The organism is Aminobacter sp. NyZ550, from assembly GCF_025628925.2.
GTDB lineage: Bacteria > Pseudomonadota > Alphaproteobacteria > Rhizobiales > Rhizobiaceae > Aminobacter > Aminobacter ciceronei.
This window is the reverse complement of the sequence record NZ_CP114191.1, coordinates 492,707-509,062: the sequence shown is the minus strand read 5'-3', so window position 1 is coordinate 509,062 and position 16,356 is coordinate 492,707. Positions and strand designations below refer to the sequence as shown.

16 protein-coding genes are annotated in these 16,356 nt (G+C 64.0%); 5 read left to right on the top strand and 11 right to left on the bottom strand.

The genetic code is table 11. The features are described from left to right. Positions 1 to 5 precede the first annotated feature (5 nt). Genes hpaD through N7E70_RS29605 form a run of 3 tightly spaced genes read right to left on the bottom strand, consistent with a single transcriptional unit; the run spans position 6 to position 2,917 of the window. Complete coding sequence (gene hpaD / locus N7E70_RS29615; RefSeq protein ID WP_263005291.1) at positions 6 to 986, bottom strand: 3,4-dihydroxyphenylacetate 2,3-dioxygenase; 981 nt, start codon at positions 984 to 986, stop codon at positions 6 to 8. A 15-nt stretch (positions 987 to 1,001) separates the two neighbouring features. After that, the gene (gene hpaE, locus N7E70_RS29610) at positions 1,002 to 2,519 is read right to left on the bottom strand and encodes a 5-carboxymethyl-2-hydroxymuconate semialdehyde dehydrogenase (RefSeq protein WP_263005290.1); all 1,518 of its coding nucleotides are present in this window, start codon (positions 2,517 to 2,519) and stop codon (positions 1,002 to 1,004) included. An 11-nt stretch (positions 2,520 to 2,530) separates the two neighbouring features. Continuing rightward, complete coding sequence (locus tag N7E70_RS29605) at positions 2,531 to 2,917, bottom strand: 5-carboxymethyl-2-hydroxymuconate Delta-isomerase (RefSeq protein ID WP_263005289.1); 387 nt, start codon at positions 2,915 to 2,917, stop codon at positions 2,531 to 2,533. Between the two features lie 150 nt (positions 2,918 to 3,067). Between N7E70_RS29605 and hpaR the strand changes: the two genes are divergently transcribed. Both hpaR and N7E70_RS29595 read left to right on the top strand, forming a co-directional pair. Next, positions 3,068 to 3,535, top strand: a complete 468-nt coding sequence (gene hpaR, locus N7E70_RS29600; RefSeq protein WP_067967620.1) for a homoprotocatechuate degradation operon regulator HpaR — start codon at positions 3,068 to 3,070, stop codon at positions 3,533 to 3,535. Positions 3,536 to 3,604: 69 nt separating this feature from the next. Beyond that, positions 3,605 to 4,522 carry a DUF6929 family protein gene (locus N7E70_RS29595; protein WP_263005288.1) on the top strand — a complete coding sequence of 306 codons (918 nt, stop codon included), beginning with the start codon at positions 3,605 to 3,607 and terminating at the stop codon, positions 4,520 to 4,522. Between the two features lie 54 nt (positions 4,523 to 4,576). Here N7E70_RS29595 and N7E70_RS29590 read toward each other — a convergent pair whose 3' ends face one another. Next, positions 4,577 to 4,990, bottom strand: coding sequence for a VOC family protein (locus N7E70_RS29590; RefSeq protein ID WP_067968446.1), 414 nt, complete (start codon positions 4,988 to 4,990; stop codon positions 4,577 to 4,579). 124 nt (positions 4,991 to 5,114) lie between these two features. Here N7E70_RS29590 and N7E70_RS29585 point away from each other — a divergent pair, with 124 nt between their 5' ends. Beyond that, on the top strand, positions 5,115 to 5,951 hold the full coding sequence (locus N7E70_RS29585; protein WP_269441476.1) for a LysR family transcriptional regulator: 837 nt from the start codon (positions 5,115 to 5,117) through the stop codon (positions 5,949 to 5,951). A 239-nt stretch (positions 5,952 to 6,190) separates the two neighbouring features. On the opposite strand, the gene N7E70_RS29580 is transcribed toward N7E70_RS29585, so the two are convergent. The 6 genes from N7E70_RS29580 to N7E70_RS29555 form a co-directional block, all read right to left on the bottom strand. Continuing rightward, a complete protein-coding gene (locus tag N7E70_RS29580) occupies positions 6,191 to 7,999 on the bottom strand; it encodes an aminopeptidase P family protein (RefSeq protein WP_263005286.1) in 1,809 nt (602 codons plus the stop codon). Positions 8,000 to 8,031: 32 nt separating this feature from the next. Continuing rightward, positions 8,032 to 9,045 carry an ABC transporter ATP-binding protein gene (locus N7E70_RS29575; RefSeq protein ID WP_312870932.1) on the bottom strand — a complete coding sequence of 338 codons (1,014 nt, stop codon included), beginning with the start codon at positions 9,043 to 9,045 and terminating at the stop codon, positions 8,032 to 8,034. Next, positions 9,042 to 10,055: an ABC transporter ATP-binding protein gene (locus tag N7E70_RS29570; RefSeq protein ID WP_263005285.1), complete on the bottom strand. Its 1,014-nt coding sequence runs from the start codon at positions 10,053 to 10,055 to the stop codon at positions 9,042 to 9,044. Before N7E70_RS29570 ends, N7E70_RS29575 begins: the two co-directional genes overlap by 4 nt. A gap of 1 nt (position 10,056) precedes the next feature. Next, on the bottom strand, positions 10,057 to 10,926 hold the full coding sequence (locus N7E70_RS29565; RefSeq protein ID WP_263005284.1) for an ABC transporter permease: 870 nt from the start codon (positions 10,924 to 10,926) through the stop codon (positions 10,057 to 10,059). Then, positions 10,923 to 11,864, bottom strand: a complete 942-nt coding sequence (locus tag N7E70_RS29560; protein ID WP_263005283.1) for an ABC transporter permease — start codon at positions 11,862 to 11,864, stop codon at positions 10,923 to 10,925. The genes N7E70_RS29565 and N7E70_RS29560 overlap by 4 nt, the downstream gene beginning before the upstream one ends. Positions 11,865 to 11,945: 81 nt before the next feature. Next, complete coding sequence (locus N7E70_RS29555) at positions 11,946 to 13,520, bottom strand: ABC transporter substrate-binding protein (RefSeq protein WP_263005282.1); 1,575 nt, start codon at positions 13,518 to 13,520, stop codon at positions 11,946 to 11,948. Between the two features lie 226 nt (positions 13,521 to 13,746). Here N7E70_RS29555 and N7E70_RS29550 point away from each other — a divergent pair, with 226 nt between their 5' ends. Continuing rightward, on the top strand, positions 13,747 to 14,367 hold the full coding sequence (locus N7E70_RS29550) for a helix-turn-helix domain-containing protein (RefSeq protein WP_263005281.1): 621 nt from the start codon (positions 13,747 to 13,749) through the stop codon (positions 14,365 to 14,367). 2 nt (positions 14,368 to 14,369) lie between these two features. On the opposite strand, the gene N7E70_RS29545 is transcribed toward N7E70_RS29550, so the two are convergent. Then, positions 14,370 to 15,401 (bottom strand): trans-3-hydroxy-L-proline dehydratase, encoded by a 1,032-nt coding sequence (locus N7E70_RS29545; protein ID WP_067967643.1) that lies wholly within the window; start codon positions 15,399 to 15,401, stop codon positions 14,370 to 14,372. 232 nt (positions 15,402 to 15,633) lie between these two features. Here N7E70_RS29545 and N7E70_RS29540 point away from each other — a divergent pair, with 232 nt between their 5' ends. After that, entirely contained in the window at positions 15,634 to 16,308 is a 675-nt protein-coding gene (locus N7E70_RS29540; protein WP_263005280.1) for a GntR family transcriptional regulator, read from the top strand. The last annotated feature ends 48 nt before the right edge of the window (positions 16,309 to 16,356 follow it).

The window sequence follows — 16,356 nt, the reverse complement described above, 5'->3', positions numbered from 1 at the left end:
TGATCTCACGGTGCGATGATCGGCGAGGCGGCAAGCGCCGACGGGCGCGGCTCGGTGCCGGCGAATGTGCTGCCTTCCTCGAACCACGAGCGCGGGGCAGGGGCGCCCCACAGTGTCTGGCGCTGCGGATCCTTCAGGTCCCACTTGATCGGCTCCAGGTCGGGGTCAACCGTCTGGTAGTCCGAGCAATAGATCTCGATGCGGTGACCGTCGGGATCGCGGATGTAGAGGAAGAAGGCGTTGGAGATGCCGTGGCGGCCGGGTCCGCGCTCGATGTTGCCGACGTAACCGGTGGTCGCCATCAGGTCGAGCAGGTCGATGATGTTGAGCGGCGTCGGCACCCAGAAGGCGACATGGTGCAGGCGCGGTCCGAGCCCGTTGGTGAAGGCGATGTCGTGCACGCCGCCCTTGCGGTGGGTCCACGCCGCCCACAGGCGACCGGTCTCGTTGTCCTCGGTGAATTCAGTGACTCGGAAGCCGAGCTCGTTGTAGAAGGCGACCGACTGGTCGACGTCGGGCGAGAAGCAGTTGAAGTGATCGATGCGCAGCGGCTTCACGCCCTTGTAGAGCGCGTATTTCTGGTGGATCGGCGCCAGCCGGTCCATCCTGGAATAGAACTCCAGTGGAATGCCGTGCGGGTCGCGGGTGCGCAACGTGCGCGACTGGTACGGCCGCTCGACCCATTCGACCGGCAACTCCTTCGCCCTGAAGAAATGCTCGGCCTTGTCGAGATCTTCGTCCGAAAACACCTTGAAGCCGAGGTCGCGGGCTTCGGCCCGGTCGCTCTTTTTCAGCACGATGCAATGGTGGCCGCGCTCTTCCATGGCGCGCAGATAGATGGTGTCGGCGGTCTCGTCGGTGACCTGCAGCCCGAGCGTGTCGACATAGAAGGCGCGGGACTTGGCAAGGTCCGTCACCGCCAGTTCGACATGGCTCAGCCGTACGATGTTGAAGGCGGGATAGAGGTTTGGTGTGGGCAATGGCATGTCTAGTGTTCCCGCTCAGCCGCCGAGCTTCTGGATGTTGTGGGCCGCCGTGGCGAAGGCGATGTTCTTTGTTTCCATGTAGAAGTCGAACGACCAGTCGCCGCCGTCGCGGCCGATACCGGAATTCTTGACGCCGCCGAACGGCGCCGGCAGATGGCGGACGTTCTCCGAATTGACCCAGATCATTCCCGCAGCCAGCCCTTCGGTGAAGCGCAGGGCGCGCGTCACATCCGATGTCCACAGATATCCGGCAAGACCGTATTGGGTGTCGTTGGCAATCGAAAGCGCTTCGGCTTCAGTCTCGAACGGGATCGCCGTCAGCACCGGCCCGAAGATCTCTTCCTGGGCGATGCGCATGTCGTTGCGCGCGCCGGTAAACAATGTCGGCGCGACATAGCAGCCGCCGCCGGGCCCTTCGACCTTGGTGCCGCCGGCGGCGATGGTAGCACCTTCCGAGCGGGCGAGATCGATGTAGGACAGCACCTTGGTCTCGTGCATCGGGTGGATCAGCGGGCCGACGACAGTCTTCGGATCGAGCGGGTGGCCGACCTGGATACGCTTGGCCTTTTCCGCCACCATGGCCACAAACGTGTCGTGGATCGAGGCTTCGACCAGCAGGCGTGACGACGAAGTGCAGCGTTCGCCATTGAGCGAGTAGATCATGAACACGGCGGCGTCCGCTGCGCGCTCGAGGTCGGCATCGGCAAACACGATCACCGGGTTCTTGCCGCCGAGCTCGAAATGCACGCGCTTCAGCGTATCGGCGCCCTGGCGCATGATCATCGAACCGGTGCGGCTTTCGCCGACGAAGCCGATCGCCTTGATGTCGGGGTGTTCGGTCAGCGCCTTGCCGGCATCCTCGCCCAGGCCGTTGACCAGGTTCCAGACACCCTTCGGCAAGCCCGCCTCTTCGGCGATCTCGACGAGCAGCCGTGCTGTCAGCGGCGAGAACTCGGCTGGCTTGTGCACGATCGTGCAACCTGCGGCGAGCGCCGGGGCGATCTTCCACGTCGACAGCATGAACGGCGTGTTCCACGGCGTGATGACGCCGACCGGGCCGATCGGCACGCGGGTCGTGATGTTCAACTGGCCGGGCGCCTGCAGCGTGCGGCCGTCGCGCGCCTCGGGTGCCTTGTCGGCGTAGTAGCGGAAGTTCTCGGCACCGCGCAGGGCGGCCTTGGCCATGAATTTCAGCGACTGGCCGGTGTCCATGCATTCGATGAAGGCGATTTCCTCGGCGCGTTTGACGATGGCATCGGCGATGGCGTGAAGCACCCTTTTGCGCGCATCGCCCGATTGGGCGGCCCATGCCGGAAAGGCTGCCTTGGCTGCCTTTGCCGCCATGTCGATGTCAGCCGCCTTGCCATGCGCCACCCGGGCGAGCGGCTTGAGGTCGACCGGCGAGATGGTCTCGAAGGTCGTGCCGTCGAGCGCAGGCATCGCCTCGCCATTGATGTGGTTGCTGACCCCGCCTGTCTTGAAGCGTTCGAGATAGGCTTCGGCCTTGCGCAGGTTGTTTTCGAAATCTGACATTGAGGTTTCCGTCATTTGTTCCGCAGACGCGGGTGGATGGCGTTGTTTTTCCAGCTCAGTTCGGCGTCGATCTCGCGGATCTCGAGCGAAAGCGCAAAATGAGGTGTGGCGAACAGGGGTGCGAGAAACGCGTTCGCTGCAGCGAAGATTGCTGTGCCGGCACGCTTCTTGTCGGCGGCGGTACGACCGGCACCGATCCTGAAGCTCATGTCGATGAAGGCGTTTTCCGGCAGGCGGTCGGCAACCGCATAGGCCTCGGCGCGCAGCGCCCGCACCCTGACGGCGCCATGTTCGAACAGGCCGGTGTCGAGGATTGCCTGTGACAGCTCCTCGCACAGCAACGGCATGTCGACGCGACCGTCGAGATTGGCGGAATATTCGAGCGTGAGGTGAGGCAAGGCGTGTCTTCCCACACATGTGGCGTTTTGATATTTAACATGTTAAGTAGTTATGCGCGTCGATGTCAAGGCGGCTGCGACGGAATTCGGCTGATTGCCGTCGCGTGGCGTTGATCCGTCGGGGCGCCGGTATTATCGGAGTAGAGTGGAATGCCGGCCAAGCCGTCGCCTGCCATCAGGAGTTCGCCCTTGCTGCAAAGCACCCGACGTTCGTTGCCAATGTCACTGTTGCGTGCGCGTGAAGTGGTGATGGCCCAGTTCCGGCCCATTCTCGCTCAGCATGGCGTTTCGGAGCAGCAATGGCGCGTCATTCGCGTTCTGGGCGAGCAGAGCCCCCTCGACGCGACGGAACTTGCCGAACGCGCCTCGATCCTGGCGCCGAGCCTGACGCGGATCATCAAAGCGCTCGAAGAACGCAGCCTCATCACGCGCGGCAAGGTCGAAGCCGATGGCCGGCGGGTGATGCTGTCCATCGCGCCGAAAGGGCAGGTCCTGATATCGGAAGTGTCGCCGGAAAGCAGCGCCATCTATGATGACGTCCAAAGGCGTATAGGGCAGGAGCGCTACGAACAGCTGCTCGACCTGCTGGAGGGGCTTATCGATCTTGAGAAGAAGTGACGGTCAGGCGGCTGCGGCAATGTCCCGGCAGGTAGGAGCCATTCGCGCACAAGCGGCTATGACTTCCGCATGATCGCCCTCAAGAAGCTGCGCGAACTGACCCTGACGGCTGCGGCAAGCACTGAGCGGCCATTGCATCTGAGCGCCGCAAGCGGTCTCGTTTGCCTCAGTTCGGCGATGTACGTCGTCGCCGACGACGAACTCCATCTCGGCGTCTTGTCCACGAAGGACGATCGTCCTGGCCAGTTGGTACGGCTGTTCGACGGCGTGCTGCCGGATGCGAAAGCTGTGCGCAAGCGGCAAAAGCCCGACCTCGAAGCACTGACGCTGCTGCCGGCTTTCCCTGGTTTAGCCCATGGCGCGCTGTTGGCTGTCGGGTCGGGCTCGCGGCCCAACCGGCGCCGGGGTGCCGTGCTCGGGCTCGATCCGGTGGGGCGCATTTCAGGCGTGCCGCGAAGCCTCGACCTGTCGGCGGTGCTGGTTCCGCTTACCGACGCCTTCGCCGAGGTCAATGTCGAAGGCGCCGTCGTCGTCAATGATGAACTGCGCCTGTTCCAGCGCGGCAACAAGCAGCATACCGAAAATGCCATCATCCGATATCCGCTTGCGGCGGCCTTCGACGTCTTGACCGGCAGACGTTCCGATGCGCTCAGGCCGATGACAATCGACAGCTTCGATCTCGGCCATGTCGATGGCGTGCCGCTGTGCTTTACGGACGCCACGGCGCTGCCCGGTGGCGACATGGTGTTCAGCGCGGTGGCCGAAGACACGGACGACGCCTTCAACGACGGCGCATGTGTCGGGGCTGCCATCGGCATCGTCGGGAACGACGGGCGGCTGCGTTTCATTCGCCGGCTCGATCGGCCGTACAAGATCGAGGGCATTCACGCTGAGCTCGACGGCAATCGCCTCGACCTTCTGGCAGTCACCGACGCCGACGATCCGGACGTTGAAGCTGCGCTCTATTCGGCGACGATCGCGATCTGATCAAGCCAGGCACGCGATCTCATCCTGGAACCTGTCGAGCGTGACCTGTCTCGTCTAAGCGGCGAAGACGCTGTCGAAATCCTTGAAACCCTTGACCTCGATCGGATTGCCGGAGGGGTCGAAGAAGAACATGGTGCGCTGTTCGCCGGGTTCACCTTCGAAGCGGATGACAGGCGGAATGTCGAATGCGATGCCGCCTTTTTTCAAACGATCGGCGAGCGCAAACCAGTCGTCGAGCGGAAGCACGATGCCGAAATGCGGCATCATGACGAGGTGCGTGCCGACCTTGCCGGTGCGGGTAACCTCGAACGGTTTGCCGAGATGCAGCGACAGCTGGTGGCCGAAAAAGTCGAAATCGACCCAGCTGTCGGTCGAGCGCCCTTCGACACAGCCGAGCACGCCGCCATAGAAGCCGCGCGCCGCGTCGAGGTCGGTGACGTGGATGGCGAGATGGAACAGTGATTTCATGGCCAGTGGCTCCCAGTGTTTGACCGACATCTAATGGGTCCGCTAGGAAAGGAAAACTACGGAATTGTTTTCCTCAGCATAAGGAATTCCATTGGATATCCGGTTTCTGCAGAGCCTTGTTGCGGTGGTCGAGACCGGCTCCATCGTTGCCGCCGCGCGGCGGGAACGGCTGACCCCGGCGGCTGTCAGCCAACGCATCCAGGCCCTGGAACGGACGCTCGGCTGCCCGCTTCTGGTGCGAGGTGCGCACACTGCACGGCCGACGGAAGCCTGCCTGTCGCTGCTGCCGCGTGCCCGCGCGCTGGTTCGCGATGCCTCGCTGCTCGTCGATGACCTCGACGCCAGCGGCCTGTCCGGTGACCTCAGAGTAGGGGCGATCTCGACTGTCCTGACCGGGCTTGTTCCTGTGGTGCTGGGCAAGCTGACGGAGTGCGCGCCGTCCCTGAAACTGCGGTTGACACCCGGAACGTCCGAGCATCTCTACGACCAGATGCTCGCCGGCCAGCTTGACGTTGCCGTTCTGGTCGAGCCGCCTTTCGCGCTGCCCAAGCTGCTGGACGCCACGCGCATTTCGCGTGAGCCGCTGGTCTATTTGACGCGCGATGCCGTTGCGCCTGCTGATATCATCGCACATGCGCGGGAAACGCCGTTCATCCGCTACGACCCGTCGTCATGGGGTGGCCGGATCGTCGCCGCCTACATGGAGAAGGCAGGGCTCTATGCCGACGTGCGTTGCGACATGGACGCGCTGGAGACGATCGCGATCCTGGTTGGCAAGGGCATCGGCAGTTCACTTGTGCCACACTGGCCGGGGCTCGTTGCCAACGGGTTCAACATCGTTCCCGTGCCGCACGCGCACGCGCATGAACGTTCGTTGTCTTTTCTGGCGCCGAGCGTGCCGCAAAAGCCGAACGCCGTCCGGCTTTTGCGCGATCTGCTTATTGGGGCGGCGATTGGCTGAGGCTCGGGCGCTGCCGCGTCCGATCGCCTTGCCGATCCAGTCCAGCCTTGCTGCCGGGATCAGGCCAAAATTGTTAACGTTGATGCCGTGGCGACGAGCGGTGAAGCCGGCATTCGCAACGACACCGCCGCGACGCGTGGCAGGAGTGCGTCTGTCCGAAACGCCAACAGCTCTCTGATCGGAGGCCTGAGATGGAGTGCGGTCGGTCGAGGCGGCGCATGAACTGACGTGATATCCGCTCAGATGGCGTCCTGACACGGTGTGCACATGCGCTGCAGCCACTCCATGTCATCTCGGCCAAGCAGGGGGCTCAGCGCCGACCTTACTTCGTCATGATAGGCGTCGAGCCATCGTCTTTCCAACGACGACAGCAGCTCGATGTCGGCGAGGCGCAGGTCGAGCGGCACCAGCGTCAGGCTCTTGAAGGCCATGAAGCCGTCGCCCGCCGCGACAACCTCGACCTGGTTTTCGAGCCGGATGCCGTATTCTTGCGCCTTGTAGTAACCGGGTTCGATTGTGGTCACCATGCCGGGCCGCAAGGCAATCTCGTTGACCCGCTTGTCGAAACGCTGCGGCTGCTCGTGCACCGACAGGAAGTGGCCGACGCCGTGCCCGGTGCCGTGGTCGTAATCGAGGCCGAGGTCCCAGAGCGGGCGCCGGGCGAAGGCGTCGATCTGGTGCCCACAGGTTCCGGTCGGGAACTTCAACGTCAGCATCGAGATCAGCCCCTTGAGCACGGCCGTATAGGCGCGGCGGATTTCCGGGCTGATGCTGCCCAATGCCGTCGTACGCGTGGCATCGGTGGTGCCGGTCAGGTACTGCCCGCCGCTGTCCAGCAGATAGACATCGGCCGAGGTGATCGGCGTGTTGGTCTCGATGGTGGCGTTGTAGTGGCACATCGCGGCATTGCCGGCGGAGGCCGAGATCGTGCGGAAGCTCGGCTCGACGAACAGCCTGCTGTCGCGGCGATAGGTCAGGATGCGCTCTTCGGCCTCCAATTCGCTCACCGGCATGCCTTGGCTTTCGCGCGTGCGGCCGTAGCGGTCGAGCCAGGCCAGGAAACGCACCCAGGCCGCGCCATCCTGCTGATGGCAGTCGCGGAAACCTTGCAGCTCGATGTCGTTCTTTTCCATCTTGGCGAGTGTGATCGGGCTGCGGGTCAGCTTGATCTCGCCGCCACTGTCACGCGCCGCATGGACAACCGCCGACGGCGCGAAACCGGGATCGACGAGCGCTGTTCGCCCCTCGGCGAAGGCCGCGACGCGTTCCAGAAGGCGCGCCGGCTCGGCGATTGCGACCCCGTCGAGCTCCAAATCGGAGAGATCGTTGGGCAGCTTGCGGTGGTCGACCAGCCACTCGGTGCGGCCGTCCTTGTCGAGGATCAGGAAGGAATGCGGCATCGGGTTGAACGCCACGTCGCGGCCACGCACGTTGAGCAGCCAGGAGATGTTGTCGGGTTGGGCCTCGACGAGGAAGTCGGCGCCCTGCGCCGCGACCAACTCCACGATACGACGCTTCTTGTCTGCAACGCTCTCGCCGGAATACTGGCGACCGAAAGCCATGATCGACCCCAGCGGCTTTTCCGGCTGGTCCGGCCAGATCGCATCGACGAGATCGCCCGGGGTCGTGACCCAGCTCCCGCCAGCTGATTCCACGGCGCGACCGCAATCCTGGTCCCAGGTCGAGGGCAAAAGCATCGCATTGAAGCCTATGCGCTGGCCTTCATCTATGTTCTTCGCCAGCCAATCCTTCAGCGGCGCATCGTAGAAATGCTCGACAGTGAAGGTGCCGAGATCGACCTCGTCGCGCACCTGCACCTGGTAGCGGCCGTCGACAAAGATTGCCGCCTTGTCGCGCATGACGATCGCGACGCCCGCCGAGCCGGTGAAGCCGGTGAGGTAGGCGAGCCGGCAGTCATGTGGCGCGCAATACTCGCTCTGGTGCTCGTCAAAGCGCGGCACGACGTAGCCGTCGAGCCCTTCTTCGGCGAGCTTGTGGCGCAGCGCTTCAACGCGGCCGGTCATGTCCAGCCTGTCGGTCGGTGTCATGTCGTCTGTCCTTGATCTGCAGATGGTCGCGGTCACACCGCTGATATGGTTTCGGCGAAGTGGCAGGCGGCCATGCCGGCGCCGACAGGTCGCAGCGCCGGCTTTTCGATACGGCAGCGCTCGGCGGCATGCGGGCAGCGCACATGGAACGGGCAGCCCGGAGGGATGTCGAGCGGGCTCGGCAACTCGCCTGACAGCGCCGGCGCGCGCTTGCGGTCGGCCGGATCGAGGGACGGTGCCGCAGCCAGCAAGGCCTGCGAATACGGATGGCGCGGCCGCGAGAACAGCGCCTCGGACGGGCCGACCTCGACGATGGCGCCGAGATAGATCACCGCGACCCGGTGCGAGACGTGGCGCACCAGCCTGAGATCATGCGCAACGAACAGCACCGTCAGTCCGAGATTGTCCTGCAGCTCGAGCAGAAGGTTGACCACCTGCGCCTGAACCGAGACGTCGAGCGCTGACACAAGCTCGTCGGCGACGAGACAGATCGGCTCGAGCGACAGCGCACGCGCGATGCCGATGCGCTGGCGCTGCCCGCCGGAGAATTCGTGCGGGTACTTGTCGGCGGCACCCTCAGGCAGGCGCACGAGATCGAGCAACTCGTCTATGCGCCGCTCGATGGCAGCGCCTTCGCGCATCCTGTGCACCGAGATCGCCTCGCGCAGCGTATCGCGCACCGTCATGCGCGGGTTGAGCGAGGTATAGGGGTCCTGGAACATCATCTGGACGCGCTTGTTGTAGGCGCGGCGTTTCGGTCCCTTGAGTCCGACGACGCTCTCACCCTCGAACAGAATGTCGCCGCCGCTTGGCTGGTGCAGTCCGGCGATACAGCGCGCCAGGGTCGACTTGCCGCAGCCGGACTCGCCGACGATACCAAGCGTCTCGGCAGCCATGACGTCGAGATCGACGCCATTGAGCGCCGACACGACCTGGCGCGGGCGGCGGGCGATGGCATCGGATAGCGAGCGTGGCTTTTCGAAGCGCATGGTGAGGTCGCGGATGGACAGCAGCGGCTTGGCCGGCTCCATGGTCAGCATGTTCATGACGCCGCCTCGTGTTGACGGAAGTGAGCGAGCGCCTCGGCGCGACGATGACAGGCCACCTGGTGATGCTGGCCGACGGCGGCAAGCGGGGGACGAACATCGCCGCATTCCAACCCGGCGACCGGACACCGCGCGGTGAAGGCGCAGCCCGGAGGCAGCGCGCTGAGTGACGGCGGTGCGCCGGGGATCGAGTAGAGCGGCGTGCGTGGGGCGACGTCGCGCGGGATCGAGCGCAAGAGCCCCAGCGCGTAGGGATGGCCGGCGTCGCCGATCACCTGGGTCGTCGTCCCCAGTTCGCACAGCCTGCCGCCATACATCACCGCCACCCGGTCGCAGGTCTGTGCCACCACGCCCATGTCATGGGTGACGAGGATCACCGCCATGCCGAGATCGCGGCTCAAAGACTGAATCAGGCGCAGGATCTGGTCCTGGATCGTAACGTCCAGCGCCGTCGTCGGCTCGTCGGCGAGCAGCAGCTGCGGGTTCGACGCCAACGCGATGGCGATCATGACGCGCTGGCGCATGCCGCCAGAGAACTCGTGCGGATAGTCGCCGAGCCGGTTGCGTGCAGCGGGGATGCCGACCATCTCAAGCAGTTCGACGGCCTTGGTCTTGCGGGCGCGGGCGTCGAGGTCGGTATGGGCGGCGAGGTTTTCGGAGATCTGCAGCCCCACCGTGAGCAGCGGATTGAGCGAAGACATCGGCTCCTGGAAGATCATTGCGATCTCGCGGCCGCGCACCTTGCGCAACGCCGCTTCGTCGAGCGCTGCGAGATCGCGGCCCTTCCAGAGGATTTCGCCGCCGACGCGGCCACGCGGACGGACGATGCCGAGGATCGAACGCAAGGTGATGCTTTTGCCCGAGCCGGATTCGCCGACGAGGCCGAGGATCTCGCCGGCCTTGACGCTGAAGGAGACGTCGTCGACGGCGATCAGCGGCCGTTCTCGCGAACCAAATTCGGTTCTGAGGTGGCGCAGTTCGAGCACCGTATGTTGCCTTGATACGGTCATCTCAGCGCCCCTTCGCTCGCAGCAGGTCGGCCAGCGCGTCACCGAGCAGGCTGAAGCCGAGGCCGGTGAGCACGATGGCGACACCCGGCATCAGGCTCATCCACCAGGCCGTGAGCAGGAAGTTGCGCCCCTCCGAGATCAGCACGCCCCATTCGGCCGCCGGCGGCTGCGCGCCGAGGCCGAGATAGCCGAGCGACGAGCCGAGCAGGATGGCCAGCGCCATGTCGGTCATCCAGTAGACGATTACAGGCGAAATCGCGTTGGGCAAAAGGTGCCGGAAGATGATGCGGCGGTCGGAAAAGCCGAGCACACGGCCGGCGGCGGCGTAGTCGTTGGCCTTCTGCGTCATGATCTCGGCGCGGGTGAGGCGGGCGTAATAGACCCAGTTCACCATGGTGATGGCAATGTACATGTTGACCAGGCCCGGCCCGAGCACGGCGACGATGGCGATGACCAGCACCAGGAACGGGAAGGTGATGATGGCATCGACGCAGCGCCCGAAGATGGTGTCGGCGATGCCCCCGTAATAGCCGACGAAGGCGCCCGCCGTGACGCCGATGGTCAGCGCGAAGATGGTGGCAAGCAGCGCCATCTGCATGTCGACACGGTAGGCCCAGATGACGCGTGAAAGAACGTCGCGGCCGAAATTGTCGGTGCCGAATGGATGGGCGAGGCTCGGTGGTTGCTGGATCGCCGTCATGTCGAAGGCGAGCGGATCGTAGGGTGCAAAGACCTGCGGACAGAGCGCCAGCAGGATCGAACAGGCGATGATGGCGAAGCCGATGACAAAGGACGGCCGGGCGAAGGCACGGCCGAGGAAGGCCAGCAAGCGGTTTGGCCTGCGCTGTGAAGCGTGACCGAGCGCACTCATGACTTGCGAAGCCTCGGATCGAGCAGCGACTGGACGACGTCGGTGAGCAGGAAGACGACCGAGACCATCACCGCGAAGGTCAAGGTCAAGCCCTGGATCAGCGGATAGTCGCGGGCAAAGATCGCTTCCAGCATCAGGCGGCCGACGCCGGGAATGGCAAACACTGTCTCGGTCACCAGCGTGCCGCTCATCAGGTTGCCGATCGACAGGCCGAGCAGGGTCACCGTCGAGACCAGCGCATTGCGCAGCACGTGGCGGGTCATGACGATGCGCGGCGTAAGCCCCTTGGCGCGGGCGAACTGGACATAGTCGGCGTCGAGCACCTCGATCAGCGAGGCGCGCAGGTTTCTGACGATGATGGCGGAGGTGTAGAGTGCCACGCTCAACGCCGGCAGCATCAGATGGTGCAAATTGCCGAAGAAGGTCGTGCCATAGCCGCCGACGGGGAACCAGCGCAACTGCGCGGCAAGCACGGTCAAAAGCACCAGCCCGATGTAGAACACCGGCATCGACAACCCGACCTGGAAGACGCCGCGGATGACGACGTCAGTCGTGGTGTTGGCACGCATGGCGGCAAGAAAGGCGAGTGGCCCGGCCAGGAGCACAGCAAGTGCAACGGCGTAGAGCGACAGGAAGATGGTGGTCGGCAATCGGCTGAGGATCACCTCGCTCACCGGCGCCTTCATCATGATCGAGCGGCCGAGATCACCTGACAGCGTGTTCTTGACGAAGACCATGAACTGCACCGGTAGCGGCTGGTCGAGGCCGAGATTGCGGCGGATCTGCTCGACCTGCGCATCGGTCGCCTTGGCCTCGGCCATGGCGATGGCTGGGTCACCGGGAAGCATGCGCACGAGCAGAAAGATGAAGACCATGACCAAAAGGAAGGTCGGGATGATCTGCAGCACCCGCGCCACGAGATATGAGAGAGAGGGCATTGGCTTCGCCTCGAAACACTCGCCTTGCAAAGAGGCGCGCCGGACGGATGGCCCGTCCGGCGCGCAGCGGTCACGCTTGGGTTACTTGGCGCGCCAGGCTTCCGAGAAGTCGTTGGCACCGAGCGGGGTCTGGACGTAGTTCTCGACCGACTTCGACACGGCGACTGCGAAGGGCGTCTCATAGAGGAAGAGCAGCGGCGCTTCTGCGGCGTAGATTTCCTGCATGCGCTTGTATTCGTCCTTGCGCTTGGCTGGATCGACTTCGGAGTTCGACGCCTCGAACAGCGTGTTGAATTCCTGGTTGTTCCAGCCTGTGCCGACGGCCTGGCGCTGTTTGTAATAGCCGAGCCATCCAGTGACCTGGGCAGGGTCGTTGACGTCGTTGGCCCAACCATAGGTGTGGATGTCGAACTCGCCATTGCGGTTCTTGGCGCCGCGCGTCGGGTTGTCGACCTGCTCGACCTTCAGATTGACGCCGAGCGGCGCCCACATCTGCTGCAGCGCGGTGAACAGCGTGGCGTCGTCGGCGCTGCCTGCGAGCGTGGTGAAGGTGATGTCGAGGCCGCCATCGGCGCCCGCTTCAGCCAGCAACTGCTTGGCCTTTTCCGGGTTGTAGGGATAGAGCGGCTCCGGTCCATAGTGCAGCTGGGTTGCTGCCGACATCAGCGAGGTCATTGGCTTGCCGGTGTCGAAGGTCACCAGCTTGATCAGCATGTTCTTGTCGGTAGCGTAGTTCAGCGCCTGGCGCACCTTGAGGTCGGCGAGCGGGTTCTTCGAGCCGTCCTTGCGGGTGTCGCGGGTATTGATCGGCGCATAGATGATGCGGGTCGAGGGAAATAGCTCCATCTTCAGACTGGCGTCGCCGCTGAGTTCGCCGACACGGGCGAACGGAATGAATTCGGCGACATCGACCTCGCCGGCCTGAAGCTTGAGGATGCGGGTGTCGTCATCTGGAATGACGACGAAATCGACGCCATCGAGATAGGGCAGCGACTTGCCGTCCTCGCCGGCGCGCCAGTAGTTCGGGTTCCTGGCGAAGCTCATGCTCGAACCGGCAACCCGGCTCTTCATCGTGAAAGGCCCTGACGTCACCGGGTTGTTGTCGAAATAGGCCTTGGCCTTTTCCTGGTCGTTGCTGCCTGATGCCTTTTCGAACGCCGCCTTGGAGACAATTCCGGTGTTGAAGGTGGCGAGGATCGAGGGGATCGTCGGATCGGGTTGCTTCAACGACAGCGTGACCTTGCCGCCCTCTGCCGTCACCTTTTCGACCGAGCCGAGCAGGCCGCCCCATGGCCCGTCGGGATTGCGGGCGCGATCGAGCGAAAAGACAACGTCGTCGCCCGTGATGGCCGAGCCATCGGAGAATTTCAGGCCGTCGCGCAGCTTGAGCGAGATCGATTTGCCGTCGCCGGCGACCGCGTAGCTTTCGGCCAGGCCGGGCTCGATCGCGCCGTCGGCGCCGTTGCGCAGCAGCGTCTCATACAGGCTGGTGATCATCCACAGGTCGGGATTGCGGTCGGCCCAGACCGGGTCGATGACGGTGGAGTCGTCGTAACGGGCAAAGGTCATCGAGCCGCCGCGCTCGATCGCCAAAGCCGACGTCGCGGCGCCAAATCCCAGAGCTGCGCCGAGCAAAAGCGGCAAAAAGCGTTTCATGTCTTCTCCTCCTCTTGGCCTGCCGGCAATGCCGGCGCTACGCCTCGACGACCAGTTTGGATATTTTATCCAATCTTGCCGGACAATATTCTTTGCGTCCGGATTGCCGCGAAGGCATTGTGTAGTTCCCCATCAAAGCGGCGGCGCGGTGGCCATTTGGCTTGCGCAACCAACTTTAGCTGGACTAAAGTTCATCGAAATTGTGAAGTCAAGCGGAAAGACAGTGATGCCCCTCGATATCGATGACGCGGCCGCAGGCACCGGGGACGCGCCGCATCCGGACATGCCTGCCGCCGCTTCGATCGGACAGATGTTGCGGGCGCGCCGCAAGCTGATCGGCAAGACGATGAAGCAGGTCGCGGCCGAGGCGGGCCTGACCGAAGGCTTCATCAGCCAGATCGAGCGCGGGATTTCGACGCCGTCGCTGATTTCGCTCTACAATGTCGCCAACGCGCTCGAGACCAGCGTCGACACCTTCCTGTCGCAACCGCCGGAGCATGCCCACTCGATGGTCTCCCATGCCGGTGCGCGCCGCGGCTACAATGTCGAGACCAAGGAGCGGGTCTATGAACTGCTCGAACGCGGCTTTCCCGGTGCCCAGCTCAATGGCTGCATCACCCACATGCCACAAGGCTATGCCTCGGAGATCACGACCCATCAGGGCGAGGACTTTCTCTATCTGATCGAAGGCGAGATGCTCTACGAGATCGATGGCAAGGAATACCTGCTCAAGGCCGGCGACACGCTGCATTTCCCTGCCTCGCTGCCGCACCGTGCCCGCAACGTCGGCCCGGGTCCGGCGCGCGAGCTCTGGGTCGGCACCACGCGCATCATCTCCGAGACCTGACCCTACTGCTTTCGCGGCCAGGTGTCGGCGAGCCGGTAGCCTGCCGGCCAGGGATCGTCGGGATCGAGCATCACCTGGTGGGTTCCGGTGATCCAGGCGCGTCCGGAGATTTCCGGAACGATCGCCGGCCGGCCGGCGACTGACGTCTCGCCGACGATGCGGCAATCGAAGGTCGAATCGATGATCGAATGGCCGCTGAAACGCTGGCCGACCTTCATCAGTCCGCGTGCGTGCAGCACGGCCATGCGTGCCGAGCAGCCGGTGCCGGTCGGCGAGCGGTCGAGCTTGGCGGGCTGGATGACGACGGTGTTGCGGCCATGCAGGACGCCGTCCCTTTCTTCGACCGGAAGCGCCAACTGGCAAAACGAGATGTGGTCCCATTCGTGGTTCTCGGGATGCGAGAAGCCGAGCTGTTCATTGGCGGCGCGGGTGATCCTTATGCCGGTTTCGGCCAGCTCGCGCGCCTCGTCGGGCGTGACGGAAAATCCCAGCGCCTTCGCATCGGCGATGACGAAGCTGTCGCCGCCGTAAGCGGTGTCGACGGTCAGCGTGCCCAGGCCCTCGACCTCGAGCTTTGCGTCCAGCCTGTCGGCGAAGGACGGCACGTTGGTGACCGTGATCCGCTCGGCCTTGCCATTGCGGCAGCTGGCCACGACGTCGACAAGGCCGCCCGGCGCTTCAAGGACAAATCGCGTCTCCGGCTCCTGCATCGGCACGATGCCGCTGTCGAGCAGCACAGTCGAAACGCAGATCGAGTTGGACCCAGACATCGGCGGCGTGTCTTCCGGCTCCATGATGATGAAGCCCATCGCGGCACGCGGATCCTTGGGCGGCACCAGAAGATTGATGTGGCGGAACACGCCGCCGCGCGGCTCGTTGAGCACGAAATTGCGCAGCGTCTTGTCCTCGGCGATGAAGCGCCGCTGTTCCCATAGCGTCTCGCCAGGCGGCGACGCGACGCCGCCGACGATGACGTCGCCGACCTCGCCCTCGGCGTGGCACGACACGATATGGATCACCTTGCTTGTGCGCATCCTTCGCCTCCCCGTGAATTCGCCTTGTCGGCTTCCGGTACGATACCGGTCGCGTTGCCGTATCGTGCCTTAGCCGCTCGCACCTTGGCACCCATAGAAACATCGGATCCAATATACAATCTGGAATATGCAATTGTGCGGGAAGAAAATGCTGGGCATGTTGCCCCGCGCCGTTGCAGCACCTATCACCGAGGCTTGGCCGTTTGCCGCAATCCCGCAAGGTTGGACCGCAATGAAACTGGAGACCGTCGATATCAGGCAGGCCGCATCGGCGGCCGATATCGTCTACGAGGCGCTGCGCAAGGCGATCATCGAGGGTGACCTCGCCGAAGGCCAAAACCTGAGGCAGGACCAGATCGCCTCGATGTTCAACACCAGCCGCATCCCGGTGCGCGAGGCGCTGTCGCGGCTCGAGCAGAACGGCCTGATCACCACGCAGCGCTACAAGGGCGCAGTCGTTGCAGGCTTGTCGATCGAGGAGATCGAGGAGATATTCGAGTTCCGTGCGCTGATCGAGGCCGAGGTCATCCGACTGGCCGTGCCGAGGTTGACCGGTAAGACCCTCGACGCGGCCCGACGCCACTGCCAAGCGTTCGACAGCGAGGCCAATTCGGCGATGTGGGGCGAGATCAACCGCAACTTCCACTACAGCCTCTACGAGGCGGCGCGACGGCCCTACTACCTGCAGATCGTGCGGGCTTCGCTCGACCGCATCGACCGCTATTTGCGCGCCCAGTTGACGCTGACCAACGGCATGAGCCGGGCACGGCGCGAGCACAAGGGTATTCTCGATGCCTGTATCGCGGGCGATGCCGACAAGGCTGCCGAGCTCACCCGCGACCACATTCTCGGCGCCGGCCGCGCCCTGGTGACGTTCCTCGAGGAAACGCGCGGCAGGAACGACTGAGAGGGGCCTGCCGTCGCAGTGCCCGTCCGGGGTGGCGCCTCTGGATGG

Coding starts and splice junctions, on each gene's coding strand:
- hpaD (WP_263005291.1), bottom strand. CDS start 986: ATGCCATTGCCCACACCAAACCTCTATCCCGCCTTCAACATCGTACGG.
- hpaE (WP_263005290.1), bottom strand. CDS start 2,519: ATGTCAGATTTCGAAAACAACCTGCGCAAGGCCGAAGCCTATCTCGAA.
- hpaR (WP_067967620.1), top strand. CDS start 3,068: ATGCCGGCCAAGCCGTCGCCTGCCATCAGGAGTTCGCCCTTGCTGCAA.
- N7E70_RS29595 (WP_263005288.1), top strand. CDS start 3,605: ATGATCGCCCTCAAGAAGCTGCGCGAACTGACCCTGACGGCTGCGGCA.
- N7E70_RS29590 (WP_067968446.1), bottom strand. CDS start 4,990: ATGAAATCACTGTTCCATCTCGCCATCCACGTCACCGACCTCGACGCG.
- N7E70_RS29580 (WP_263005286.1), bottom strand. CDS start 7,999: ATGACACCGACCGACAGGCTGGACATGACCGGCCGCGTTGAAGCGCTG.
- N7E70_RS29575 (WP_312870932.1), bottom strand. CDS start 9,045: ATGAACATGCTGACCATGGAGCCGGCCAAGCCGCTGCTGTCCATCCGC.
- N7E70_RS29570 (WP_263005285.1), bottom strand. CDS start 10,055: ATGACCGTATCAAGGCAACATACGGTGCTCGAACTGCGCCACCTCAGA.
- N7E70_RS29565 (WP_263005284.1), bottom strand. CDS start 10,926: ATGAGTGCGCTCGGTCACGCTTCACAGCGCAGGCCAAACCGCTTGCTG.
- N7E70_RS29560 (WP_263005283.1), bottom strand. CDS start 11,864: ATGCCCTCTCTCTCATATCTCGTGGCGCGGGTGCTGCAGATCATCCCG.
- N7E70_RS29555 (WP_263005282.1), bottom strand. CDS start 13,520: ATGAAACGCTTTTTGCCGCTTTTGCTCGGCGCAGCTCTGGGATTTGGC.
- N7E70_RS29550 (WP_263005281.1), top strand. CDS start 13,747: ATGCCCCTCGATATCGATGACGCGGCCGCAGGCACCGGGGACGCGCCG.
- N7E70_RS29545 (WP_067967643.1), bottom strand. CDS start 15,401: ATGCGCACAAGCAAGGTGATCCATATCGTGTCGTGCCACGCCGAGGGC.
- N7E70_RS29540 (WP_263005280.1), top strand. CDS start 15,634: ATGAAACTGGAGACCGTCGATATCAGGCAGGCCGCATCGGCGGCCGAT.